Origin of the sequence: Micromonospora sp. (assembly GCF_048594385.1) — a bacterium.
Lineage (GTDB): Bacteria > Actinomycetota > Actinomycetes > Mycobacteriales > Micromonosporaceae > Micromonospora > Micromonospora wenchangensis.
Genome location: NZ_JBMDWU010000461.1, coordinates 1 through 17,499 on the forward strand (window position 1 = coordinate 1; position 17,499 = coordinate 17,499).

A 17,499-nucleotide genomic window follows, 5' to 3' on the forward strand; every position below is an offset into this window, starting at 1 on the left:
GCAGCGGGTCGACGGCGGTGGTGGAGGTGGTCCCGATGGTCGCCACCACGATGGCGGGCACCACGCCTTCGGTCAGGTCCGCCTCGATCGCCGCGCGCAGCGCCGCCGGCCGCATCGCCTGGGTCGTCGGGTCCACCGCGATGGTCCGCACGCCCGCCTCGCCGAGCCCGGCGATGCGGGCCGCCTTCTCGATCGAGGAGTGCCCGTGTGCCGAGGTGTACGCCCGGTAGCGGCGGTCGACGCCGACCTCCCGCCAGCGTCCGCCGCTGGCCCGGTGCAGGGCGGCCAGGGTGGCGACCAGGGTCGCCGAGGAGGCCGAGTCCTGGATGACGCCGCCGCCGGTGCCGGTGGAGCGGAACCGGGCGGGCAGGTCCATCAGGTCGGCCAGCCAGTCCAGCACCACCGTCTCCAGTTCGGTGCCGGCCGGGTTGGTGGCCCAGAGCATGCCCTGGCTGCCCAGGCCCGAGCTGACCAGGTCGGCCAGCACGCTGGGGCCGCTGGTGTTGGCCGGGAAGTAGCCGAAGAAGCCGGGGTGCTGCCAGTGGGTGACCCGGGGCGCGATGATCGCGTCCAGGTCGGCCAGCATCGCCGCGACCGGCTCGCCGTGCGCGGGCGGGCCGGCCGGCAGGGCGGCGGTGACCGTGCCGGGCGGGTCCTGCGGGGTGACCGGGCGTCGGTCCAGCGTCCGCCAGTAGTCGGCGACCCAGTCGACCACCGCGTACCCGGCGCGGCGGAACTCCTCGGGGTCCATGTGCTCAGCCATCCGCCGAGTCGATCAGGTGGGCCGGCCGGGAGCAAGAGCGGGTACGGCTTGTGCGGGCGGAAAGCGTTGTCCTACGATCCGACTGCGCGGAGTCGAACTATGGATGTCGATGCAAAGGCGTCCGTCACCACCGTCAGCGCGGCGTCATCCCGCCGGCCCGGGCAGGCCGGCTTCGCCACCGTGCGCTGACCTCCGCGAAAGGCGTTTTCCGTGCACCTGAGCCCCACCCGTCGTCGCGCCGCGCTGCTCGCCGCCGCCGCGGCCACCACCCTCGCCGCCGGCACCCTCACCGCCGTGACGGCCTCGGCCGCCGCCGCCGGCTGCCGGGTCGACTACAAGATCAGTAGCCAGTGGGGCGGCGGCTTCGGCGCCGACGTCCTCGTCACCAACCTCGGTGACCCGATCAACGGCTGGACGTTGACCTGGTCCTACACCGCCGGCCAGCAGGTCACCCAGGCGTGGAACGCCACTGTCACCCAGTCCGGGGCGCAGGTCAGTGCCAAGGACGCCGGTTACAACGCGGCGCTGGGCACCAACGGCACCGCGAACTTCGGCTTCAACGCGTCGTGGAACAACGCCGGCAACCCGACGCCTGACAGCTTCGCCCTCAACGGCACGACCTGCACCGGCGGCACCGCGCCGACCACCGTGCCCGGAACGACCGCGCCGCCGACCACGCCCCCACCCACCACGCCGCCACCGACCACACCACCCCCGACGACACCGCCGCCGACCACGCCCCCGCCGACCGACCCGCCGGCCGGGGCCAAGCAGATGGAGGATCTCGACCGGGGGCTGATCAGCGTCCGCTCCGGCAACGGGAACCTGGTCTCCTGGCGGCTGCTGGGCACCGAGACCGCCGGGGTGTCGTTCAACCTCTACCGGGGCTCCACCAGGGTCAACGCCGCACCGATCACCGGCGCCACCAACTACCTGGACAGCGGGGCGGCGGCCGGCTCGGCGTACACCGTGCGGGCCGTGGTGGGCGGTGCCGAGCAGGCGGCGTCCGCGCCCGCCCTCCAGTTCGCCAACGGCTACCTGGACGTGCCGATCCAGCCGCCGGCCGGCGGCACCACCCCGGCCGGGGAGGCGTACAGCTACTCGGCCAACGACGCCAGCGTCGGTGACCTCGACGGCGACGGCGACTACGAGATCGTGCTCAAGTGGGACCCGTCCAACGCCAAGGACAACAGCCAGTCCGGCTACACCGGCAACGTCTACGTCGACGCGTACACCCTCACCGGCAGCCGGTTGTGGCGCATCGACCTGGGCCGCAACATCCGTGCCGGGGCCCACTACACCCAGTTCCAGGTGTACGACTACGACGGCGACGGCAAGGCCGAGGTGGCCATGAAGACCGCCGACGGCACCCGCTCCGGCACCGGTCAGCTGATCGGCTCGTCGTCGGCGGACTACCGCAACTCCAGCGGCTACGTGCTGTCCGGCCCCGAGTACCTGACCATGTTCAACGGGCAGACCGGCGCGATCGCCTCCACCGTCAACTACGACCCGCCGCGCGGCACCGTCTCCTCCTGGGGTGACTCGTACGGCAACCGGGTCGACCGGTTCCTCGCCGGCACCGCCTACCTGGACGGTCAGCGGCCGTCCCTGATCATGGCGCGCGGCTACTACACCCGCGCGGTGATCGCCGCCTGGGACTTCCGCAACGGCACGCTGACCAAGCGGTGGACGTTCGACTCCAACGCCTCCGGCAACTCCGCCGCCGCCGGCCAGGGCAACCACCAGCTCTCGGTGGCCGACGTCGACGCCGACGGCCGCCAGGAGATCGTGTACGGCGCGGCCACCATCGACGACAACGGCCGGTTGCTCTACTCGACCGGCAACGGTCACGGCGACGCCCTGCACGTCGGTGACCTGGACCCGAGCCGTTCCGGCCTGGAGGTCTTCAAGGTCGACGAGGACGCCAGCAAGCCCAGCTCCTGGTTCGCCGACGCGCGTACCGGCCAGATCATCTGGAAGACCGCGGCCAACGGCGACAACGGCCGGGGCGTCTCGGCGGACATCTGGGCCGGCAGCCCCGGTGCCGAGTCGTGGTCGTCGGCGGTCGACGGGCTGGCCAACACCCGGGGGCAGAACATCGGCCGCAAGCCGTCGTCGGCGAACTTCCTCGCCTGGTGGGACGGCGACCCGGTACGGGAACTCCTCGACGCCACCAAGATCGACAAGTACGGCACCGGCGGCGAGACCCGGCTGCTCACCGGCAGCGACGTGGCCTCCAACAACGGCACCAAGTCGACCCCGGCGCTGTCCGGCGACATCCTCGGCGACTGGCGCGAGGAGGTGATCTGGCGCACCAGCGACAGCCGGGCGCTGCGGATCTACAGCACGCCCACGCCGACCAGCACCCGGATCTACACGCTGATGCACGACGCCCAGTACCGCGCGGCGATCGCCTGGCAGAACACCGCCTACAACCAGCCGCCGCACCCGGGCTTCTTCATCGGTGACGGCATGTCCACCCCGCCCACGCCCAACATCTACCTGCGTTGACGGTGCGGGCCCGGCGCTGGCCGGGCCCCACAAAGCAGGCACCGGGTCGCCAGCCGCGGAATCCGCTCAGCTGGCGACCCGGTGCACCACACCGCAGCACCCCCGACCCGTCCCGACCGGGAGTGCCGTACCACCACCGGTAATAAAGTTAGAGGTCGTCCGCAACGGTGGGGTGACGTCGCTATGAAGAGCGTGTTTCAGACGCCCCGGGAGAGCCCGCCGACCACCTTCTCGGCCACCAGCTCGAACGAGCGCACCCGGTCGGCCACGTCGTAGACCATGGTGGTGAGCATCAGCTCGTTCGCGCCGGTGCGGGCCAGCAGCTCGGTGAGCTGCCGGCGGACCGTCTCCGGCGAGCCCATCGCCTGCCCGTCGCGGCGCTGCAGCACGAACTCCCGCTCCAACTCCGTGTACGGGTACCGGGCGGCGTCCTCGGGGCTGGCCAGCGGCTCCGGCCGCCCCGAGCGCAGCTTGAGGAACGACAGGCCGGCCGGCCCGGACAGCCACTCGGCCCGCTCGTCGGTGTCGGCGCAGACCACGTTCACCGCCACCATCGCGTACGGCTCGGTCAGCCAGCGCGACGGCCGGAAACTCTGCCGGTAGAGCTGGAGCGCGGGCAGCGTGTGCTGGGAGCTGAAGTGGTGCGCGAACGAGAACGGCAATCCGAGCAGCCCGGCGAGCTGGGCGCTGAACCCGCTGGAGCCGAGCAGCCAGACGGCGGGGGACTGGCCCAGCCCCGGGCTGGCGGTGATCGCGCCCGGGTCGTCGCCGCTGAAGTAGTTCATCAGGTCGGCCAGCTCCCGGGGGAAGCCCTCCGCCGACAGCCCCTCCATGGTCCGCCGCAGCGCCAGCGCGGTGCGCTGGTCGGTGCCGGGGGCCCGGCCGATGCCCAGGTCGATCCGGCCCGGGTGCAGCGCCTCCAGGGTGCCGAACTGTTCGGCGACCACCAGCGGCGCGTGGTTGGGCAGCATCACCCCGCCCGAGCCCAGCCGGATCGTGGTGGTGTGCGCCGCCAGGTGGGCGAGCAGCACCGCCGGCGCGGAGCTGGCGATCGCCGGCATGTTGTGGTGCTCGGCCACCCAGAACCGGCGGTAGCCCAGTTCCTCGGTCCGCCGGGCCAGCTCGGTGGTGTGCCCGAGCGCCTCGGAGGCGGTGGCCCCGGCGGCGACCGGAGCAAGATCAAGAACAGACAACGGTACGTCGATCACGCCTGTTCCCAACCCGCCCCGGCCCGGACTTGTTCCCTGGTCGGGCCCGATCCGTGGTCCGGGGGCCATGCCCGGCCCGGCCGGCCCGGGTTCAGGGGGAGTCGCACACCGCACCATCAGCGATGTCGCGGCATCCGGCTCTACGGATACCGCAACACCGCTGCCATTGTGTCGTTCTCGGGGGGCGGGCGGACCGTTGGCCGGCCGGCCAACGGGCGGTGGCCGGCGGGTGACGGGCGTCAGCCCCGGCCGCGGGCCTGCTCGAAGATCAGGCTGGTCTGGGTGTGCTGCACCGCCGGGTCCACCGCCAACTGGTCCAGCACGAAGTCGCGCAGCGCGTCACCCGACGCCGCCCGGACGTGCAGCACGTAGTCCTCCGCGCCCGCCACGTGGAACACCGACACCACTCCGGGCAGCCGTACCGAACGGGCCCGGAAGGCGTCCACCGCGGCCCGCTCGTGCGCGGTCAGCCGGACCGACACCAGCGCCTGCAACGGCAACCCCACCGCCGCCGGGTCCACCTCGGCGTGGAAGCCCCGGATCGCCCCGCAGTCCCGCAGCGCCCGGGTCCGGGTCAGGCAGGTCGACGGGGCCACCCCCACCCGTTCGGCGAGGGCGTTGTTCGGCAGTCGGCCGTCGGCGGCCAGTTCGGCCAGGATCGCGCGGTCGACGTCGTCCAGGGTGGCGAAGGGTCGTACATCGTTCGGTGCGGAGGGCATCCCCGCATCCTTCCGCGAATCCGAGCACAGGAAAAGTTGCCTCGCCAGAATATCGTTCGAAAGTCTTGCCTGTCGTCATGCTGATGTTCGAGGCTTCCGGCATGACGGCGGCTACGGCATGAACCCCACCACCAGCGTCGGAACGACCCTCGACGACACGTCCGTGGACACCCGGGCCGTGCACGCCGGCCGGGAGGAACTCGCCGCCCTCGGGGTGCACGTACCGCCGATCGACCTGTCCACCACCAACCCGCTGCCGTCGGTCGAGGCCGGCGGCGCGGCCTACGAACTGCTCGCCACCGGCGGCACCCTCCCGCCCGGCGACAGCGCCGTCTACCAGCGGCTGTGGAATCCCACCGTGGCCCGCTTCGAGACCGCGCTGGCCGCCCTCGAAGGCACCCCGGCGGCGGTCGCCTTCGCCAGCGGCATGGCCGCGCTCACCGCGGCCCTGCTCGCGGCCACCCGGGACGGTCGCCGGCACGTCGTCGCCGTCCGTCCCCTCTACGGGGGCACCGACCACGTGCTCGCCACCGGCCTGCTCGGCACCGAGGTCAGCTGGGCCCGTCCCGACGAGGTCGCCGACGCCGTACGGGCCGACACCGGCCTGGTCGTCGTGGAGACCCCGGCCAACCCCACCCTCGACCTCGTCGACATCGCCGCCCTGGCCGCAGCCGTGGGCGACGTCCCGCTGCTGGTCGACAACACCGTCGCCACCCCCGTGCTCCAACAGCCGGCCCGGCACGGCGCCGCGCTCGTCCTGCACAGCGCCACCAAGAGCATCGGCGGGCACGGCGACGTACTCGCCGGGGTGGTGGCCTGCGACGCCGGCTGGGCCGCCCGGTTGCGCCAGGTGCGCGCGGTCACCGGCGCGGTGCTGCACCCGCTCGGCGCGTACCTGCTGCACCGGGGCCTGCAGACGTTGCCGCTGCGGGTCCGCGCACAGCAGGCCGGCGCGGAGAAGCTGGCCCTGCGGCTCGCCGGCCATCCCGCCGTCGCGCGGGTCCACCACCCCTCGGTGCACGACCCGGCCGGGCTGGTCGGCCGGCAGCTCGCCGGCACCGGAAGCCTGCTCGCCTTCGAGGTACGCGGCGGCGCGCCGGCCGCCGCCCGGGTCGCCGGGGCCTGCCGGCTGATCACCCACGCGGTGTCCCTGGGCGGGGTGGACACCCTGATCCAGCATCCCGCCTCGCTGACCCACCGGCCGGTGGCCGGGGAGGCGAAGCCGGGCGACGGGCTGCTGCGGATCTCGGTCGGCCTGGAGGACCCCGAGGACCTGTGGACCGACCTGGCCCGCGCGCTCGCGGCGGGGTGAGCGTCCGCTACGGCGGCCGGCCCCGCTGGCGAGTCAGTGCTTGGGGCCGACGTGGCCGTCCAGGGTGTCGACCGCCGTCCGCCGTGCCACCGACAGGCAGTTGCGGCGGTTCATCGTCCAGGCGACACCGAGCAGGTCGAGCGCCCACTGGCAGAGGCCCATGATGTGGGTGGACTCGTTGCTGAAGTGGTAGCGCGGGTAGACGTACGGTCGACCCCGCACGGTCACCCGGTTGTCCACCCGGCAGCCGTCGGAGTGGAACAGACCCCGCAGGAAGTCGCCCGGCCGGCGCTGGACGATCTCGCGTTGCCAGTCGGCCAGGCCGATCCGGCGTTCGTGCTTGCGGCCGGGCCCGTGCTGGGGAAGCAGGCACGGCCAGTGCCGGCCGTAGCTCTGCACGCCCACGCAGCCCTGTTTGCGCACCCGCTGCACCGTAGTGGCGAGCACGGCCCGCATGGCCAGGTCGCACGCGTCGACCAGCCCCGGCCAGGCGGCGGCACAGTAGATCCGCAGCACGGGCACCCGGGCCGTCGTCACCAGGTGGCCGTCGCCGAGGTGCAGGCCGAGGAGATAGGCGTACGCCGCCGGGTCGGCGGGACCGTCGAGCCCGTCTCGGCACCGGAAGCACCGCAGCTCGGTGCCCTGCTGCCGCGCCTCGGGACGGTCGTTGCACCAGTGCCAGACGGTGCGGTAGGGAAGGCCGACGGCACGTGCCGCGTCGGCGACCGAACCGCCGGCGCGGTGCACCTGCCGGGCGCGGGCCCGGATCTCTGGGGGATGCACCGGGGCATCATCGAACAGGTGTGTGACAAGGTGCCGGGAGCGGGACTCGAACCCGCACGCCTGTTAAGGCAAATGCTTTTGAGGCATTCATGTCTGCCGATTCCATCATCCCGGCGTCACCCCGAGGGGCGCGTGGCTCACTGTACCCGACTAGGCTCATGCGGGAGCATGGGTGGTAGCCGGTGTGGGATCGATGGTGGGGGTAGGGCTGGTGGCCGAGACGCAGACGGATGCCGAGCGCAGGCGGGTGCTGATCGCCGAGGACGAGGCGCTCATCCGACTGGACCTGGCCGAGATGCTGGTCGAGGAGGGTTACGAGGTCGTCGGCGAGGCCGGTGACGGCGAGACCGCCGTCCGGTTGGCCGAGGAGCTCAAGCCTGACCTCGTCATCCTCGACATCAAGATGCCGATCATGGACGGCCTGGCCGCCGCCGAGCGGATCGCCGGCGCCCGGATCGCCCCGGTGATCATCCTGACCGCGTTCAGCCAGCGTGACCTGGTGGAACGGGCGCGGGCCGCCGGTGCGATGGCCTACCTGGTCAAGCCGTTCCAAAAGAGTGACCTGGTGCCGGCGGTGGAGATCGCGCTGTCCCGCTACTCCGAGATCGCCGCCCTGGAGTCCGAGGTGGCCGGCCTCACCGACCGGCTGGAGATCCGCAAGACCGTCGAACGCGCCAAGGGCGCGCTGATGACGACGTACGGGATGACCGAGCCGCAGGCGTTCAAGTGGATCCAGCGCACCGCGATGGACCACCGGATGACCATGAAGGAGGTCGCCGAGCGGATCCTCGCCGAGACCGCCGGTGGCGAGATCGCCGAGCAGCCCACCTCCTGACCCGTCGGCGCACCGGTCGCCGATCGGTCCGTCTTTCCTCCCCGCCCGGCGGCCCACCCTGTCCGGTCGATGCGGCGGCCCGCTCCGAACCGGCGGACGAATCCGCCCCGACGGTCGTCCGGTTCCGTCCTGACGTCGACCGGTGAAGGCGCCGTCCGTCACACGCCGGTGACCACCGGGAGCAACAGGGCGCACCACGGCGTACCGGTCGGCCGGTGGCGGCCGCCCCCGATCGTCCGGCTCCCGTCTCCGCACCGGTGGGGCCGGCCGCCGGTCGGGCGGCCCGACCCGCCCCCCCACGGCGGGGCTCCGCTGCCTAGCATCGATGCATGTCTGCCCGGCGCGTGCTCGTGGTGTGCGCTCTGTTGGTCCTGCTGGTCGCCGGCTGCGACCGGCCCGGAACCGGAAACGACGAGGCTGGCCCGGGTGGCGGCCGGTCGGCGCCGGTCGAGCCGGCCTGGCGGGAGGCGACCCTGCCGGTGCCGCCCGGTCCGGCCGGCCGGCTGGTGCTGCGCGACGCGGTCTCCTGCGCCGGGGTCTGGTTCCTGGTCGGCGGGGTCGTCGACGCCGCCGGTGGGAGCCGCCCGGCGGCCTGGTCCAGCGCGGACGGTGCCACCTGGGTGCCGGTGCCGGTCGCGGCCAGCACGTTCTACGGCCGGCAGCACGTGCTCTACGCGGCGGCCTGCGCCGGGGACCGGGTGGCGGCGCTGGGTGCCAAGAACGGTGGGGTGCACGGCAACCCGCGTACCGGGACCTGGGTCCGCGACGGTGCCGGCCCGTTGCGGGAGGTGCCGGCGGCGTTCGAGCTGTTCGGCGGCCCCCGCGCGGTCAGCGTGGCCCGGCTGGCGGCCGGTGCCGGGGGCTGGTTGATCGCGGGTGCCCGGGCCGACGGCGCAGCGGTCTGGACGTCGCCGGACGCGGGCGGGTTCACCCTGGCCGAGGGGCTGCCGGAGCTGGCCGGCGACGCCCGGGGGCGGACGGCGGCGTACGACGCGGTGGCGCTGCCGGCGGGTTGGCGGGTGGTCGGCTCGCGGCTGCCGGCGGCTGGGTCGGCGCTGCGGCCGATGGCGTGGACCTCGGTCGACGGGCGCTCCTTTCGGCGGGCGGAGCTGCCGGTGCAGGACGGTCGGGGGCGGGCGGAGCGGGTGGTGCTGCGCGACGGCGTGCCGATGGTGGTGGGGGCGGTTTCCGACGGTTTCGCCGTGTGGCGGGCCGACGACGGGGTGCGGTGGCGGCGGGTCGGCGGGTTCGGGGCGACCGGGCCGGGCGTGCTGTCGGTGGTGGGGCTGACCGTGGTGGGTGGCGCGCTGGTGGCGGTCACCGGTGACGGTGCCGGTCGCGCTGCGTGGGTGTCGACCGACGGTGGGGTGTCGTGGCGCTCCGTCCGGGTGCCGCTGACGGTGGTCGATGGCGGTGACACCGCCCTGACGGGGGCCGGCGGCGATGATCGACTGCTGTTGCTGGCCGACGACCGCAGGGGCTCTCATGCCTGGTGGGGGCGGGTTTGAGTGGCTATAGGCGGGGGTGGTTGCCGGCGGCGTCCCGCACCTTCGAATAGAAAGTGAAGATCACTCGGAACTGACGGTTCTTACAGCGATCGTTTCGAATCCGCCACGGCGTGTAACGGTTCGATCAACCCCGCTTGCTGGGGCTTACGTCGCAGCTTCCTGGTGGGATAACGTCCCGGCCCAGACCGGCGACGACGGTCTGGTTCGTCCGCCCCCGCAAGGGCCAATAGGCAGCGGGTGGTTCGGACCATGCGACGGAGGAGGGTTCCGGCCTTGAGGCAGAAGCTCGCACGCGTGATCGGTGGAGTCGCCATGCTGGCGCTCGTCGCCGGCGGCACCGCTTGCTCCAGCGGCAGCGACGACGAGGCGTCCGGTGGAGACGGCTGCGGCAGCAAGATCGCGTTCTTCGGCGCGCTGACCGGCAGCTCGGCGGCGCTGGGCATCAACGAGAAGAACGGCGTCAAGCTCGCCGTCGAGAAATACAACAAGGAGAACGCCGACTGCAAGGTCGAGCTGTCCGAGCTCGACTCGCAGGGCAGCCCGGACCAGGCCCCCGGTCTGGCCCAGAAGGCCATCGACGACACCAAGCTCCTGGGCATCGTCGGCCCGGCCTACTCGGGTGAGTCCGAGGCCGCCGGCCCGCTGTTCAACGAGGCCGGCCTGGTCACCATCACCCCCTCCGCCACCCGTCCCAGCCTCGCCCAGCAGGGCTGGAAGACCTTCTTCCGCGCGGTCGGCAACGACCTGAGCCAGGGCCCGGCGGCCGGCACCTACATCAAGAACGTGATGAAGGCCGACAAGGTCTACGTCATCGACGACCAGTCCGCCTACGGCGCGGGCCTGGCCGACGAGGTCAAGAAGGTCCTCGGCAGCGCCGTCGTCGGCTCGGACAAGGTCCAGGGCGAGGGCAAGCAGACCGAGTTCTCCGGCGTGGTCACCAAGGTCAAGGCGGCCGGCGTCAAGGCCGTCTTCTTCGGCGGTTACTACCAGGAGGCCGGTCTGATCCGCAAGCAGCTCACCGCTGCCGGCGTCACCGCCCCGCTGGTCGTCGGTGACGGCTCCAACGACCCGGCGTACATCACCACCGCCGGTGCTGCCGCCGCCGAGGGCACCATCCTCACCTGCCCGTGCGCGCCGGCCGCCGAGGCCCGTGGCACGTTCGTCGAGGAGTTCAAGGCGCTCAACGGGGCCGACCCGGGCACCTACAGCGACACCGCCTACGACGCCGCGAACATCCTGCTCGCCGGCATCAAGGCCAAGAAGACCACCCGGGCCGACCTGCTGGAGTTCGTGAAGAGCTACAACGGCGAGGGTGTCGCGTCGAGCTACAAGTTCGTCGAGGGTGGCGAGCTGGACCCGGCGCAGGTCAAGGTGTGGGCGTTCAAGGTGCAGGGCGGCAAGGTCGTCCCCGACCAGGAGATCCCGAAGTCCTGACCACGGTCGCCGAGAGCGATTGACGACAGATCGGGGGTGGGGCGGGGTGCTCGCGCCGGCCGGCACCTTCTCTTTCTCCACACCTGACGGAGCGGCCCTCCCGTGAACTTCGACGGACTGTTCTCCAACTTCGGGGAACTCACCACGACCGGCCTGACACAGGGTGCGATCTACGCCCTGGTCGCGCTCGGCTACACGCTGGTCTACGGCGTACTCAGACTCATCAACTTCGCCCACTCCGAGGTCTTCATCGCCGGCGCGTTCGCGGCCATCTGGACCTGGAACGGCTTCGGCCTCAACCAGGACTCCCAGGTCAGCGGGGTCGGCTCGATCCTGTTCTACCTGCTCGTCGCGATGATCGTCGCGGCCATCGCGTCGGCCGGCACGGCGACCGTGATCGAGCGGGTGGCGTACCGGCCGCTGCGCAAGCGCAACGCGCCGCCGTTGGCCTTCCTGATCACCGCGATCGGCGCGTCCATCGCGATCTCGGAGGCGTTCGGCATCTGGACCCGTCGGCGTCCCGAGGGGGCACCGATCCTGATCAGCCAGAAGCCGCTCTTCCACATCTTCGGGGTGCCGATCGACGGGGTGCAGTTGCTCACCCTCGGCGCCGCGCTGGTGATGATGGTCGCGCTGGACCAGTTCATCAACCGCAGCCGGGTCGGCCGGGGCATCCGGGCGGTCGCCCAGGACGCCAACACCGCCGCGCTGATGGGGGTGAACAAGGACCGGATCATCCTGATGGTCTTCATCGCCGGTGGCACCATGGCCGGCGTCGCCGGCCTGCTCTACGACGTGCGGATCCAGAGCCTGACCTACAGCGTCGGCTTCCTGCTCGGTCTCAAGGCGTTCACCGCCGCCGTACTCGGCGGCATCGGCAACCTGCGGGGCGCGCTGGTCGGCGGCCTGCTGCTGGGTGTGGTGGAGAACTACGCATCGGGGCTGTTCGGCAGCGAGTGGAAGGACTTCGCCGCCTTCGCCGTGCTGGTGGTGCTGCTGATGTTCCGGCCGACCGGTCTGCTGGGCGAATCGCTGGGAAGGGCACGGGCATGACGACGACGGTTAATCCGCCGACCCCCGAGCAGCAGCAGGGGATCGGGACACGGCTGCGGCACGGCCGCGAGGCCATCGGGCAGCGGTGGCACGACGCCCCGCGCTGGGTGCGCTGGGCGGCGCTGGTGGCGCTGATCGCGTTCTTCTACGCGCTGCCCAACAAGGAGTTCTACCAGTACCTGGGCCCGATCCCGACCACGGGCTCCAACTTCACCCAGGTGCTCTTCACCGTCTCGATCTACGTGTTGCTGGCGGTCGGGCTCAACATCGTGGTCGGCTTCGCCGGCCTGCTCGACCTCGGCTACTTCGGCTTCTTCGCCGTCGGCGCGTACACCGTGGCGGTGTTGACCTCGCCGAGCAGCAACCTCAAGACGCTCTGGCCGTGGCTGCTGGTGGTGCCGATCGCGATCGCCCTCACCATGGTCTCCGGCGTCATGCTCGGCACCCCGACCCTGCGGCTGCGCGGTGACTACCTGGCGCTGGTGACGCTCGGCTTCGCCGAGATGATCCGGATCGCGGCGGTCAGCTCCGACTTCCTCAAGGGCCAGCGGGGCTTCAACCAGATCCCGCACCCGCCCGGCAAGTACGCCGACGGCAAGCCGTTCTTCGGGGTGCTCGACGCCCGCCCGTACTACTGGCTGGTGCTCACGCTGATCATCCTGGTGGTGATCGGGGTGCGGAACCTGACCCACAGCCGGGTCGGCCGGGCCTGGATCTCGATCCGTGAGGACGAGGACGCCGCGCAGCTGATGGGCGTGCCGACGTTCAAGTTCAAGCTCTGGGCGTTCGCCTCGGGCGCGGCGATCGCCGGCCTGGCCGGTGCGCTCTTCGCCGGCAAGCAGAACTTCGTCAACTCGCAGAACTTCGAGCTGCTCAACTCGATCATCATCCTGGCCGCGGTCATCCTGGGCGGCTCGGGCAACATCGTCGGCGCGATCGTCGGCGGCGGCCTGGTGGCGTACATGATCGAGCGGTTCCGCGGCATCGAGCTGTTCGGTGTGGAGCTGTACGAGTACCGGTTCCTCTTCTTCGGCCTGGTGCTCGTGGTGATGATGATCTTCCGGCCGCAGGGCCTCATCCCGAACCGACGACGGGCGGCGGAGTTCAAGGACCGTCGCAAGGAGGTGATCGTCGGTGAGTGACACCGAACAGACCCCGGCCGTTCCGGCCCAGGCGGGCGCGCCCGCCGTCGAGACCATCCCCGGGCGGGAACCGCTGCTGGAGGTCGACCACGTCACGCTGCGCTTCGGCGGTGTGGTGGCGCTCAACGACGTCGACTTCACCCTCTACAAGGGGGAGATCCTCGGGCTGATCGGCCCGAACGGCGCCGGCAAGACCACCTGCTTCAACGCGATGACCGGCATCTACCAGCCCAGCGAGGGGCAGATCCGGTTCCGTGGCGAGAAGATCAGCGGCAAGAAGCGGCACCAGATCACCAAGATGGGCATGGCGCGGACGTTCCAGAACATCCGCCTCTTCCCGGAGATGACCGCGCTGGAGAACGTGCAGGTCGGTGCCGACGCGCACCACAAGACCAGCGTGGTCTCGGCGCTGCTGCGGCTGCCCCGGCACTGGCGCGAGGAGCGCGAGGGCCGGGAGAAGGCGGAGCGGCTGCTGGAGTTCGTCGGCATCCGGCCCCGGATGCACGAGTTCGCCCGCAACCTGTCCTACGGCGAGCAGCGCCGGCTGGAGATCGCCCGGGCCCTGGCCACCGACCCGGTGCTGCTCTGCCTGGACGAGCCGGCCGCCGGCTTCAACCCGGCGGAGAAGGAGGAGCTGCTCCAGCTCATCCGGCAGATCCGCGACACCGGCGTGACCGTGCTGCTGATCGAGCACGACATGCGCCTGGTCATGGGCGTCACCGACCGGATCGTGGTGCTGGAGTTCGGGAAGAAGATCGCCGAGGGGCTGCCCGCCGAGGTGCGGGACAACCCGAAGGTGGTCGCGGCGTACCTGGGGGTACCGGACGATGCTGCTTGAGATTGACGACGTCAGCCTGCTGTACGGGCGCATCCAGGCGCTGCACGGGATCAGCCTGACCGTGGGGGAGGGCGAGATCGTCGCCCTGATCGGCGCGAACGGCGCCGGCAAGTCCACCACCATGCGGGCGGTCTCCGGCATCCGGCCGATCGCCTCCGGAGCGATCCGCTTCGAGGGCGAGGACATCTCCAAGCTCCGGGCGGACCTGCGGGTCCGGCGGGGGCTGTGCCAGGCCCCCGAGGGTCGCGGCATCTTCCCCGGCATGACCGTGCTGGAGAACCTCGACATGGGCGCGTACACCCGGCGGGACCGGGCGGGCATCGCCCAGGACCTCAACCGGGTGCTGGAGCTGTTCCCCCGGCTGGCCGAGCGGCGCAAGCAGGCCGGCGGCACCCTCTCCGGCGGCGAGCAGCAGATGCTGGCCGTCGGCCGGGCGCTGATGAGCCGACCCAAGCTGCTGCTGCTCGACGAGCCCTCGATGGGGCTGGCCCCGATGCTGATCCAGCAGATCTTCACCATCATCACCGAGATCAACGAGCAGGGCACCACGATCCTGCTGGTGGAGCAGAACGCGCAGCAGGCGCTCGCCCGGGCCCACCGGGCGTACGTGCTGGAGACCGGCCGCATCGTCAAGAGCGGCACCGGCGCGGAGCTGCTGCACGACCCGTCGGTCAAAGAGGCCTACCTCGGCGTGGCCTGACCGTCGCCCCCCTCGCAAAGGAGTACTGCCATGTTCCACCTCACCCCTGGTCGGCGGGCGGCGTTCGGCGTCGCCGGCGCGACCGCCCTGCTGCTCTCCCTCGCCGCCTGCGGCGAGGAGGAGAGCACCGAGCAGCCCGGCGGCGGCCCGTCGGTCAGCGCGTCGGCCGACACCTCGCTGGCCGACAAGGTCCCCGCGGCCATCAAGGCCGACGGCAAGATCGTCGTGGGCACCGACTCGACGTACGCCCCGGCGGAGTTCCTCGACGCCGACGGCAAGACGGTGATCGGCTTCGACGTCGAGCTGTTCACCGCCGTGGCGGCCAAGCTCGGCCTCAAGGCGGAGTTCGTCTCCGCGCCGTTCGGCGACATCATCTCCGGCGTCGGCAGCGGCAAGTACGAGGTCGGCGTCTCGTCGTTCACCATCAACGACGAGCGCAAGCAGCAGGCCAACATGGTCAGCTACTTCCAGGTCGGCACCCAGTGGGTGACCAAGAAGGGCAACCCGGCCGGCGTCAAGATCGACGACGCCTGCGGCAAGAAGATCGCCGTGCAGAAGGACACCGTCCAGGTCGAGGACATCCAGAAGCGCTCCAAGACCTGCACCGACGCCGGCAAGCCGGCGATCACCGTCGAGCAGTTCCCCGGTCAGGACGCCGCGACCGCCGCGGTGGTCTCGGGCAAGGACGACGCGATGCTCGCCGACTACCCGGTCGGGGTGTACGCGGTGACCCAGTCCAACGACGCCCTCGAACTGCTCGACAAGCAGTACGAGGCGGCCCCGTACGGCTACGTGGTCGGCAAGGACCAGGCGGCGTTCGCCGAGGCGGTGCGGGACGCGACCAAGGCGCTGATCGCCGACGGGTCGTACAAGGCCGTGCTGGACAAGTGGAAGGTGGCGGACGGCGCGATCACGGACCCCGCGATCAACCCGTAACAGGTCATGGAATCCCACGACACTTCCACCGTACGGGCGCGGCCGGAGCCTCTCCGCGCCGTGCCCGTACGGCACCCGGGGCGGTGGGTCGCGGTCGCCGTGCTGGCCGTGCTCGTCGCCATGTTCGTCCACCTGCTGGTCACCAACGACGCCTTCAACTGGTCGTTCATGGTGGACAAGATGTTCCGTCCGCCGATCATCGAGGGGCTGCTGCGCGGCACGGTGCTGATGACGGTGAGCGCGATGCTCATCGGCGTCACGCTGGGCGTGGTGGTGGCGGTGATGCGGCTGTCGGACAATCCGATCCTGCGCGGGGTCGCCTGGCTCTACACCTGGTTCTTCCGGGCGGTGCCCCGGCTGGTGCTGTTGGCGGTCTTCGGCAACATCGGCATCCTGTGGAGCCGGATCGAGTTCGGGGTGCCGTTCGACACCCAGCTCGGTCAGCTCTTCGGCATCGACAACCTGCAACTGCGGCTGTTCGGTTTCTCCTCCCGGGACATCCTCACCGGCTTCATGGCCGGTCTGCTGGGGTTGGCGCTGTCCGAGGCGGCCTACATGGCCGAGATCGTCCGGGCCGGCATCCAGTCGGTCGACGAGGGGCAGACCGAGGCCGCCCAGGCGCTGGGCATGAGCCGGGGTCAGCTGCTGCGTCGGGTGGTGCTGCCGCAGGCGATGCGGGTGATCATCCCGCCGACCGGCAACGAGACCATCGCGATGCTCAAGGACACCTCGCTGCTGCTCTACGTGCCGGTGAGCGTGGAGCTGTTCTTCCAGCTCGACGCGGTCGGCAAGCGGACCTTCCAGATCTTCCCGATGTACGTGGCCGCCTGCCTGTGGTACCTCTTCCTGACCAGCATCCTGCTGGTCGGGCAGTACTTTTTGGAGCGGCACTTCGGTAAGGGCTACGGGCCGGCCGGCCGGGCGCGGCTGCGGTTGCGCGCGATGGCGGCGGAGACCGGTGGCGGCGGCAACTCGTCGGGGACGGTGGGTCAGGCATGAGCGAGCTGATTCCCGGCCAGCCGGGCGCGCCGGCCGCCGAGTCGCGGGCCGGTGCCCCGGCCGACGGGTCCGGGCTGATGGTCCGGGCCGAGCAGGTGCACAAGTCGTTCGGGTCGCTGGAGGTGCTCAAGGGCATCGACCTTCAGGTCCGGTCGGGCGAGGTGTGCTGCCTGCTGGGGCCGTCCGGTTCCGGCAAGTCGACCTTCCTGCGCTGCATCAACCACCTGGAGAAGATCAACGCCGGATCGATCCGGGTGGACGGTGAGCTGATCGGCTACCGGGAGCGCGGCGGCCGGCTGCACGAGATGCGGGAGAAGGAGGTGGCCGCGCAGCGCCGTTCGATAGGCATGGTGTTCCAGCGGTTCAACCTCTTCCCGCACATGACGGTGCTGGGCAACGTGACCGAGGCCCCGGTGCTGCTGGGCCGGGAGAAGAAGGCGGCGGCCCGGGAACGGGCCGCGCAGCTGCTGGAGCGGGTGGGGTTGGGCGACAAGCTCGGCGCGTACCCCGGTCAGCTCTCCGGTGGGCAGCAGCAGCGGGTGGCGATCGCCCGCGCGTTGGCGATGCGGCCGAAGCTAATGCTCTTCGACGAGCCGACCAGCGCGCTCGACCCGGAGCTGGTCGGCGAGGTCCTGGACGTGATGAAGGACCTGGCCCGGGACGGGATGACCATGATCGTGGTGACCCACGAGATCGGTTTCGCCCGGGAGGTCGGCGACACGCTGGTCTTCATGGACGGCGGGGTGGTCGTCGAGTCC

At 71.3% G+C, this 17,499-nt stretch carries 16 protein-coding genes and 1 tRNA gene; 12 read left to right on the plus strand and 5 right to left on the minus strand.

Annotation, left to right across the window (positions count from 1 at the left end):
- Positions 1 to 763, minus strand: a 763-nt coding sequence (locus tag ACOJTC_RS25130; RefSeq protein WP_420118739.1) for a pyridoxal phosphate-dependent decarboxylase family protein, incomplete at its 3' end; no start/stop codon positions are given.
- A gap of 210 nt (positions 764 to 973) precedes the next feature.
- Between ACOJTC_RS25130 and ACOJTC_RS25135 the strand changes: the two genes are divergently transcribed.
- The gene (locus ACOJTC_RS25135) at positions 974 to 3,274 is read left to right on the plus strand and encodes a cellulose binding domain-containing protein (protein WP_420118740.1); all 2,301 of its coding nucleotides are present in this window, start codon (positions 974 to 976) and stop codon (positions 3,272 to 3,274) included.
- A gap of 197 nt (positions 3,275 to 3,471) precedes the next feature.
- Here ACOJTC_RS25135 and ACOJTC_RS25140 read toward each other — a convergent pair whose 3' ends face one another.
- Both ACOJTC_RS25140 and ACOJTC_RS25145 read right to left on the minus strand, forming a co-directional pair.
- On the minus strand, positions 3,472 to 4,482 hold the full coding sequence (locus ACOJTC_RS25140) for an LLM class flavin-dependent oxidoreductase (RefSeq protein WP_420118741.1): 1,011 nt from the start codon (positions 4,480 to 4,482) through the stop codon (positions 3,472 to 3,474).
- 239 nt (positions 4,483 to 4,721) lie between these two features.
- On the minus strand, positions 4,722 to 5,201 hold the full coding sequence (locus ACOJTC_RS25145) for an Lrp/AsnC family transcriptional regulator (protein WP_145920916.1): 480 nt from the start codon (positions 5,199 to 5,201) through the stop codon (positions 4,722 to 4,724).
- Positions 5,202 to 5,319: 118 nt separating this feature from the next.
- On the opposite strand from ACOJTC_RS25145, the gene ACOJTC_RS25150 reads away from it, so the two are divergent.
- Positions 5,320 to 6,513 (plus strand): trans-sulfuration enzyme family protein, encoded by a 1,194-nt coding sequence (locus ACOJTC_RS25150; protein WP_420118742.1) that lies wholly within the window; start codon positions 5,320 to 5,322, stop codon positions 6,511 to 6,513.
- Positions 6,514 to 6,546: 33 nt separating this feature from the next.
- Here ACOJTC_RS25150 and ACOJTC_RS25155 read toward each other — a convergent pair whose 3' ends face one another.
- On the minus strand, positions 6,547 to 7,296 hold the full coding sequence (locus tag ACOJTC_RS25155) for a transcriptional regulator (RefSeq protein WP_420118743.1): 750 nt from the start codon (positions 7,294 to 7,296) through the stop codon (positions 6,547 to 6,549).
- A 31-nt stretch (positions 7,297 to 7,327) separates the two neighbouring features.
- Positions 7,328 to 7,411 (minus strand) — tRNA-Leu (locus ACOJTC_RS25160).
- Positions 7,412 to 7,507: 96 nt separating this feature from the next.
- Here ACOJTC_RS25160 and ACOJTC_RS25165 point away from each other — a divergent pair.
- The 10 genes from ACOJTC_RS25165 to ACOJTC_RS25210 all read left to right on the plus strand — a co-directional run.
- Entirely contained in the window at positions 7,508 to 8,131 is a 624-nt protein-coding gene (locus ACOJTC_RS25165) for an ANTAR domain-containing response regulator (protein ID WP_088643111.1), read from the plus strand.
- A 329-nt stretch (positions 8,132 to 8,460) separates the two neighbouring features.
- Positions 8,461 to 9,639 (plus strand): hypothetical protein, encoded by a 1,179-nt coding sequence (locus ACOJTC_RS25170; RefSeq protein ID WP_420118744.1) that lies wholly within the window; start codon positions 8,461 to 8,463, stop codon positions 9,637 to 9,639.
- A gap of 273 nt (positions 9,640 to 9,912) precedes the next feature.
- On the plus strand, positions 9,913 to 11,073 hold the full coding sequence (locus tag ACOJTC_RS25175) for a branched-chain amino acid ABC transporter substrate-binding protein (RefSeq protein WP_204926043.1): 1,161 nt from the start codon (positions 9,913 to 9,915) through the stop codon (positions 11,071 to 11,073).
- A gap of 102 nt (positions 11,074 to 11,175) precedes the next feature.
- A complete protein-coding gene (locus ACOJTC_RS25180; protein WP_204926044.1) occupies positions 11,176 to 12,126 on the plus strand; it encodes a branched-chain amino acid ABC transporter permease in 951 nt (316 codons plus the stop codon).
- Entirely contained in the window at positions 12,123 to 13,268 is a 1,146-nt protein-coding gene (locus ACOJTC_RS25185) for a branched-chain amino acid ABC transporter permease (RefSeq protein ID WP_204926045.1), read from the plus strand. Before ACOJTC_RS25180 ends, ACOJTC_RS25185 begins: the two co-directional genes overlap by 4 nt.
- The gene (locus tag ACOJTC_RS25190) at positions 13,261 to 14,106 is read left to right on the plus strand and encodes an ABC transporter ATP-binding protein (protein ID WP_372444604.1); all 846 of its coding nucleotides are present in this window, start codon (positions 13,261 to 13,263) and stop codon (positions 14,104 to 14,106) included. The genes ACOJTC_RS25185 and ACOJTC_RS25190 overlap by 8 nt, the downstream gene beginning before the upstream one ends.
- Complete coding sequence (locus tag ACOJTC_RS25195; RefSeq protein ID WP_420118745.1) at positions 14,096 to 14,806, plus strand: ABC transporter ATP-binding protein; 711 nt, start codon at positions 14,096 to 14,098, stop codon at positions 14,804 to 14,806. The genes ACOJTC_RS25190 and ACOJTC_RS25195 overlap by 11 nt, the downstream gene beginning before the upstream one ends.
- Before the next feature lie 30 nt (positions 14,807 to 14,836).
- Positions 14,837 to 15,742 carry an ABC transporter substrate-binding protein gene (locus ACOJTC_RS25200; RefSeq protein WP_357931299.1) on the plus strand — a complete coding sequence of 302 codons (906 nt, stop codon included), beginning with the start codon at positions 14,837 to 14,839 and terminating at the stop codon, positions 15,740 to 15,742.
- A gap of 6 nt (positions 15,743 to 15,748) precedes the next feature.
- Positions 15,749 to 16,741 (plus strand): amino acid ABC transporter permease, encoded by a 993-nt coding sequence (locus ACOJTC_RS25205; RefSeq protein WP_204926048.1) that lies wholly within the window; start codon positions 15,749 to 15,751, stop codon positions 16,739 to 16,741.
- A gap of 77 nt (positions 16,742 to 16,818) precedes the next feature.
- Positions 16,819 to 17,499: amino acid ABC transporter ATP-binding protein (locus ACOJTC_RS25210; RefSeq protein WP_420118746.1), on the plus strand; the 681-nt coding region annotated here is incomplete at its 3' end.

Bases quoted from the DNA above. Each gene is read 5' to 3' on its own strand.
- ACOJTC_RS25195 (WP_420118745.1), top strand. From the start codon at position 14,096: ATGCTGCTTGAGATTGACGACGTCAGCCTGCTGTACGGGCGCATCCAG.
- ACOJTC_RS25170 (WP_420118744.1), top strand. From the start codon at position 8,461: ATGTCTGCCCGGCGCGTGCTCGTGGTGTGCGCTCTGTTGGTCCTGCTG.
- ACOJTC_RS25145 (WP_145920916.1), bottom strand. From the start codon at position 5,201: ATGCCCTCCGCACCGAACGATGTACGACCCTTCGCCACCCTGGACGAC.
- ACOJTC_RS25200 (WP_357931299.1), top strand. From the start codon at position 14,837: ATGTTCCACCTCACCCCTGGTCGGCGGGCGGCGTTCGGCGTCGCCGGC.
- ACOJTC_RS25205 (WP_204926048.1), top strand. From the start codon at position 15,749: ATGGAATCCCACGACACTTCCACCGTACGGGCGCGGCCGGAGCCTCTC.
- ACOJTC_RS25185 (WP_204926045.1), top strand. From the start codon at position 12,123: ATGACGACGACGGTTAATCCGCCGACCCCCGAGCAGCAGCAGGGGATC.
- ACOJTC_RS25150 (WP_420118742.1), top strand. From the start codon at position 5,320: ATGAACCCCACCACCAGCGTCGGAACGACCCTCGACGACACGTCCGTG.